The organism is Nostoc sp. DedQUE08 (assembly GCF_034530895.1).
Classification (GTDB): domain Bacteria; phylum Cyanobacteriota; class Cyanobacteriia; order Cyanobacteriales; family Nostocaceae; genus Nostoc.
This window is the reverse complement of the sequence record NZ_JAVRCD010000047.1, coordinates 21,156-27,595: the sequence shown is the minus strand read 5'-3', so window position 1 is coordinate 27,595 and position 6,440 is coordinate 21,156. Positions and strand designations below refer to the sequence as shown.

The window sequence follows — 6,440 nt, the reverse complement described above, 5'->3', positions numbered from 1 at the left end:
CCCAAAGTGCAATCGCTTCTGGGAGCAATCCTTGGTCGGCGATTACCAGTGCCATGTTGTTGAGGGTAGCGGCTTTTCTTGTTAATTCCTCTTCAGGGCAAAGGTCTAAAGCTTGCTGATAATGGGTAGCAGCTTCTTGCACAAAACCCAAAACCTCTTCCGCACGGGCGACTGTTCCCAAGATGCGATAATCTAAAAAAACTGCCAGCACTTGCTCACACAAATCAAAAGCTTCCACAAAGCGGGAATTGTTCACCCAATAGTTTGCAATCCTATCCCCAATGCTGATTGCAATTTCCTGCTCTTTTGCCAACAGTCCCAACCGCACAATTTCCAGTCCTTCTGCTTCCGTGGGGTTTTCATTCTCCTCGCACCAAGCTTGATGGATTTTCCTCACCGCTTGCTGTCGCGTTGCTTGCCATTCTTCCTCACTCAATACTGGTTCTAACAACGGTTCTAAAATTGTCGTCACTCGATAATTAGCTGGCTGGTTGGGGTGAGCGGTGGCAGACTCGACTAGGCTAAGGCTGGTTAGCTTGCCTAAAACTGCCAATTCCCCTGCGGTAGAAATTGCCCTCACAATATCCTCCATCACTGGCAGATGAAACACACTCAATCGTGCAAGAAACTTTTGTTCTTCCGGTTCCAAAGCATCCAGCAGAGTTTGTGCCAAAATATCTTCGCGGAATTTCTGCTCAGTCGCCTCCAGACGATTCAATAATTCATCCGCCGCTAATCCCGCCTGCTGAATCACCTCCAATAGCCACTTCAACAACCGGGGATTACCATCAGCAATGTGAATAATTCGCTGAGTTCTTAACTGCTGTCTAACTTCTTTATCTAATGGAAAGCAAATTTTATCAATATCACTGCTGCTCATCTGTTCCAGTCGTTCCAGGTGCAGGTGATGAGGTGGCAAGGTGTCTGATTTCAAATAGCGACAGGTGACAATCAGCCGACTTTCTCCCCCGTTCTCCGCCAATGCCGCACAAATCGCCCCTAAAATTTCATAAGCATCTGCCGTCATCCGCAGTGAACCATCTTCAATATTAGCTGTGGGGATATTCTGCTCAAAGTCATCCAGCACCAGCAGCAAAGGTTGGTTGTGTTCCTTTTCAATTGCCTCAAAAAAGTTTTGCAACCGCCCTTTCAGAGACACCTTTGGTTCATTCAAAAGTGCCGGCACATCTGCAAACCGGTCAAACTTATTAGAAAGCTTATTCAGCAAACCCCACTCATCCAAAGGGCCAATCAAAACGACTCGCGCAAAATTATCACGCTGCGTCTGCACCCGCGTACATAACCGCGCCGCCAGGGTACTTTTTCCCAGTCCCCCCATCCCGGCAATAAACACCCCGATTTGGTCGCTAGTTTCCCGCAATGCCCTGAGACACCGTTGCAAAGGTCGTCTGCGTCCGACAAACTCAAACCGACTGGCAACTTTAACTAGATTATTCTCATCGAGAAATTCTTGCTCTGGCGCTGTAAACTTCAGCTTTTCACGATTTCTTGTTCTCAGAGGTGTCACCAGTTCGGCAATGGGGCGCGTATCCCGATACATCCGCAACAGATGCCAGTCGGTGCATTCTTTCTCAATCATCTCCTGCTGCGCTGCTTTGACTGCTTCCTCAACAGTTGCCCCTGTTGCCAATGCTTGATAAAGTGCCTGTGCTGCTACAATACCCGTGCGGTCATACACCGGACGCGCCCAGCCTAAAACGATACCTGCCCCCGCTTTCACCAACGCCTGCGCCATTGAGGGTACTGTCCCCTTGTTAGCAACCTGTCCCGTATGACAGCCAGAGAGAAAAGTTACACGGGGCCAGCGTCCCCGAAAGGCTTTAGCTAAGTCATTGACGGTAGTCAGTTGCATATTTCCCACCTCATCCTCAGTGATGAAGCAGGGGGTATTGTCTGCCAGCGTTACACCTTTTGGCAGCAAATAGCCGTAGTCTTTTTTGGTATAAATTATCCCGTGTCCCGTGAGGTGAAAGACATCAAAATAGTCTTCGGGGTAGGATTTCACCAAATTGGCTAACTCTGCAACCGAGCCGCTTTCCTCAACAATCAACGCCAATGGCTGATCTTTAGTTGCTTGCAAAATGTTGGCTTCTTCCTGCTCAAACCCTAGTGGTGGAACTCTGGGATCTTCAGGAGAAGTCGCCATGAACAGCAACCGCAATGGACGATTTTGCACGCCAATGATTTGGGTTTGACGCTGCTGTACAGAACGCACTGGTAAAACGGAAAGATTCTGGCGTTCGATTAAAAACCCTGCACCATCATGCAGCAATTCCCAAGGCATATGTGCCAATCCCAAAGCCACCCGTTCTGTTTCGGGATTCAACCCCTTTGCTTCGCTGGTTTTAATCAAATCTAGAAGAATCGTTTGCTCATCCGCCTCATCCAGCGCCTTTCTCAGCCATCCTTCTTTACCATCCAGCCATTGATAAAGTTGCCGTCCCAACTGGGTGAGATAGGGTAGATGATCTCTTTGTTGAGCATAGTAATTTTGCTCACACAAATCAATTAGTGCTGCCAACTCCGTTTTATCCAGGCGACGTGAGCCATAGTCACAGCGTAATTCAAAAGTTTGCTGTTGACTGAGGGCGAAGGTGAAGTTTAGGGGCATGGCTGACAGCAATAGTTTCCACAGTAACCTTCACCGTATTATCACCTTTTTCCCGAAATTATCGCCGATATTCGTCGCCGCAATCGCCGATAAGCTGGTACAAATCGCGTGATTGGCGAGATACTGCATTGATGCGATCGCGATCGTCTTCATCTAAACTAAAACTAAATACTTTGGCGTTATCTTCTATATGTTCAGATACTCCAAGTCTGGCACCAACTATCACACCGCCCACAGTTGGCCGATCTAAAATGTAACGCACTGCCACGTTGGAAATGCTGACGCCATGCTTATTAGCAATTTCCTTCAGGATAGCCAGCAACTCTTGAAATAATCGCCAACCACCCCAAGCATCGATCATATTTTTATATTTTTTCAAACTAGCAGTGGACAAATCAAATCCTCGCGGTTCCGGTTTACCCAAATAGTTTTCTGATAACAAACCGCCGCACAGCGTACCATAAGTAAAAAGCTTTATGTTATGCTGCTGACAAAACTCCACCATATTAACTTCAGGACGGCGGTCAACCAGGGAAAATTGCACTTGGTTAGAAACAATTTTGATACCTGCTTCAGTAATAAGCTTCAAGTTTTCCGTGTCAAAATTAGTTAAACCTAAATGCTTAATTTTACCCTCAGTCTGAAGCTCTGCCATATATTTGAGGGCATCCAGGTAATTTTTATCCTGATATTCCCACCAGTGGAATTGCATCAAATCTAACGATTGCACATTCATCCTTCTCAAGGAAATATTAATATTTTCCTCGACCAGTTTCTTGGTCATTTTGCCTGGACGAGGTACCCATTTCGTAAAAGCTTGTACTTGAGATAAAGCATCTTTCCCACGAGTATCAATTAGTTGGCAACGAAACTCACCAATAAAGTCTTCCGCAGGGCCATAATGATCTGCTAAATCCCAAGTAGTAAAACCTGCATCTAAATATTTGAACATAGTCTCAATAGCGGCTTGGGGATTGATCTGCCCGTGTGCGCCGGAGACTTGCCACATCCCATTTAATATGCGGCAGATGTTCAAATCGGGGGTAAATTGGAGACGACTAGCTGCGGGTAAGTTCATTTTCAATTTATGAGTGAAAAGTTAGGAATGGGAATACTTAACAATTACTAATAAATAAATCATAACTGATAATTCTTAATTCCTAACTCCCCACTCCCAACTCCTAACTTTTTAACGCCAGCCTTTTTCAGCTTGTTCGAGAACGTAAGCAGCAACGTCTTGAATTTGCTGTTCGGTGAGACGCTCTTTGTAGGCTGACATATTATTTTTACCATTGGTAACTATAGATGTAATTGCCTCTATTGAATCCATACCATACTTTTTCAGGGCTGACTTTTTGAGATTTTTACCTCGCCTGATAATATTGCTACCGTTGATATGACAACCAGCACAATGAACGCTAAATATTTGTTCGCCGTTAACTGTGTCTGCTGCCCTAACAGGCAAAGTAAAAGTACTGATTAATAACAAAAACGTTACTAATACTAATGTAAGTAGTTTCTTCAATTAATTTCTCCAGATTTGAACATACTAGTTGTAGGCATAAGTATTAAAACCAATATTAGAGGGATTCAAAGTCAGTTGTAAATCCAGCAAAATTTGCACAATCTTCTTGAAAGGCTTCTGCATCGCTCACATCTTCAATTTTATAAGACATGATGCGCGTACCATTTGGCATTTTTTTGGAACTAATTAATTCACCTTGATATTTCGCTGCGATCGCTTTAAAATCAACACCATAGATTTTCCAGGCATCATCCGAACAAGTAATATTTACTTGCCACATATTTCACTTCCAATTACTACCACTAAATATTCATCATCTCACAAATGGGCAACATCTTACACATCACCTCTTTGGGACTGCAATTTTATATCTAAAGGAAGTACCAAGTCAGTTTGGGCTACGCCATAATATGGATGTAGGAACATTAAGAGAAAATATTATCCCAATTAGTTAAATTATCCGAGTTGAAAATGCCTAACAATATCAAACAACAAATTCAAGCCGACTTGCAACAAGCAAAAGAAACTGGACAATTAAGAACTGAGCGGATTCGAGAAATTGTGAAATCCGCAGTTTCTCAAGTAGCTTCTGAGTTTAAACAAGGTTCTACTGAAGTTCGTAGCATTGTGAAAGATGCTGTTTCTGCTGTAATTGAAAACTTCCAAGAAAAAGGTAGCGAACTCAAAGATGAAGTGACAGCTTCCATTGAAGGAGCGTTGGAAGGGATTAATAGCAAAAGACACGAAAGTATTGCTCAAACTCAGACAGATATCAAGCGCCTACAGGCTCAACTTGACGGTGAAGAAGAACAACTCCAACAAGAGGTTGATGTAATTCTGGCAGAAATTGAAGAGACGGGTAAGGAAAAACCTGCAAGTACCAAAACTGCGATTGATTCTGCTGTCAATGCTATTAAAGATAGTGAAGAAGTCGGATTGTTAAAGAAACGTTACGCGCAACTGCAAGCGCAGCTAGCCATTGTCCGAGCTAATATGGCTGCACGCTATGGTGGGCGGAATATGGAAGTTCAAGATTATCTAGACGAGGCGAAACACTGGTATGATAAAGCTCGTCCCCAAGCAGAATCAATGGCTGTACAGGTAGAACAGAAGCGATCGCAGTTAGAAGAGCAATTAGGTGAAGCTGGTACATCTTTAGCAAGAAAAGAGCGCCAAATAAAACAAACGTTGAGGCAGTTACTCTTAACGGCGGCTGACTTGTTCAAAGATAAGCAACCTGCTGATAAAGAACGCGAGACTATTCATAAATAGACTGCTTTGGTATTTAATTGACTTAGAAAAAATAGGGTGGTAAATTCTCACCCTATTTTTTGTTGAAATAGCATTTTTCATTAGACTTATCACATGAATTAAAGTCCCTCTCCCAAGCTTGGAAGAGGGACTTTAAAATTGACTCCCCCTTCTCCCAATTTGGGAGAAGGTGTTAGGGGATGCTCCCTTTAATATTGCGTATTAGTAAATACGCCCTTCTTGATTAAGTTGTTCGTCATGCTTGGCTATAACCCAAATTGCATGAATACTACCAGGAAGCCAACCTAAAACTGTGAGCAAAATATTAATAATCAGCGTCGGGCCAACTCCAACTGTCAAGAAAACACCTAAAGGAGGAACTAACAAACCTAGAAGAAAACGAACTAATTTCATGATTTTACAACTTTGTGATTTTGTTTAATTACATTCATTTGAGGATGCCGAATTAGGAAATCCACCTTCGGAGATTTTATGTAGGTGAGAAACGTGATTTAACTGGCGTTTCTATTCGTTCTAAACTTATCTAGAAGAAGGTAATTCAGCTTGATTCTTTACATCACCACTGCTGGTTAAAAGGTTTCTTTCAACAAAGTAGTTGTTAATAAAGGTGTTCGCAAAAGTTAAAATTACTGGCCCAAGCAAGAAACCAATAATTCCGCGAACTGCGAACCCAGGAACTAGCACTGCTGCTAACCAGAAACATAAACCGTTGACAACGAGCGAAAATGCTCCAAATGAGAGAAAGTTAAGTGGTAGAGAAAGAGCAGACAAAACTGGTTTAACCGAACCGTTAATTAGACCAATTACTAAAGCAGCAATTATAGCGGCGGGGAAATTAGCAATATTAACGCCTGGAACAACGATATCAACAATCAACAAGCTCAAAGCTGTAGCTAGCGCGGTTAAAAATGGAGTCAACATTGTTTTTACCTAATAACTAGAGATTTTTTTTGCGACTTCTTATATCATCTTTAACTATTTGCTAGGGTTTCACCTCCCTTGCAAGATAGA

The 6,440-nt window shown here is 42.9% G+C and carries 7 protein-coding genes; 1 reads left to right on the top strand and 6 read right to left on the bottom strand.

The annotated features are described in order from the left end of the window. From RMY64_RS26240 to RMY64_RS26225, 4 genes are all read right to left on the bottom strand, one after another. Positions 1-2,632 (bottom strand): CHAT domain-containing protein (locus tag RMY64_RS26240; RefSeq protein WP_322701544.1); only part of this gene is annotated, 2,632 nt, incomplete at its 3' end. Between the two features lie 58 nt (positions 2,633-2,690). Then, complete coding sequence (locus tag RMY64_RS26235; RefSeq protein ID WP_322669494.1) at positions 2,691-3,710, bottom strand: aldo/keto reductase; 1,020 nt, start codon at positions 3,708-3,710, stop codon at positions 2,691-2,693. A gap of 111 nt (positions 3,711-3,821) precedes the next feature. Next, entirely contained in the window at positions 3,822-4,157 is a 336-nt protein-coding gene (petJ, locus tag RMY64_RS26230) for a cytochrome c6 PetJ (RefSeq protein ID WP_322669495.1), read from the bottom strand. Between the two features lie 55 nt (positions 4,158-4,212). Further along, positions 4,213-4,437, bottom strand: a complete 225-nt coding sequence (locus tag RMY64_RS26225) for a hypothetical protein (RefSeq protein WP_322669496.1) — start codon at positions 4,435-4,437, stop codon at positions 4,213-4,215. 191 nt (positions 4,438-4,628) lie between these two features. Here RMY64_RS26225 and RMY64_RS26220 point away from each other — a divergent pair, with 191 nt between their 5' ends. After that, positions 4,629-5,429: a histidine kinase gene (locus tag RMY64_RS26220; RefSeq protein WP_322669497.1), complete on the top strand. Its 801-nt coding sequence runs from the start codon at positions 4,629-4,631 to the stop codon at positions 5,427-5,429. A 201-nt stretch (positions 5,430-5,630) separates the two neighbouring features. Here RMY64_RS26220 and RMY64_RS26215 read toward each other — a convergent pair whose 3' ends face one another. Further along, on the bottom strand, positions 5,631-5,822 hold the full coding sequence (locus RMY64_RS26215; RefSeq protein WP_322669498.1) for a YqaE/Pmp3 family membrane protein: 192 nt from the start codon (positions 5,820-5,822) through the stop codon (positions 5,631-5,633). Between the two features lie 126 nt (positions 5,823-5,948). Further along, the gene (locus RMY64_RS26210; protein WP_322669499.1) at positions 5,949-6,350 is read right to left on the bottom strand and encodes a phage holin family protein; all 402 of its coding nucleotides are present in this window, start codon (positions 6,348-6,350) and stop codon (positions 5,949-5,951) included. Between the last annotated feature and the right edge of the window lie 90 nt (positions 6,351-6,440).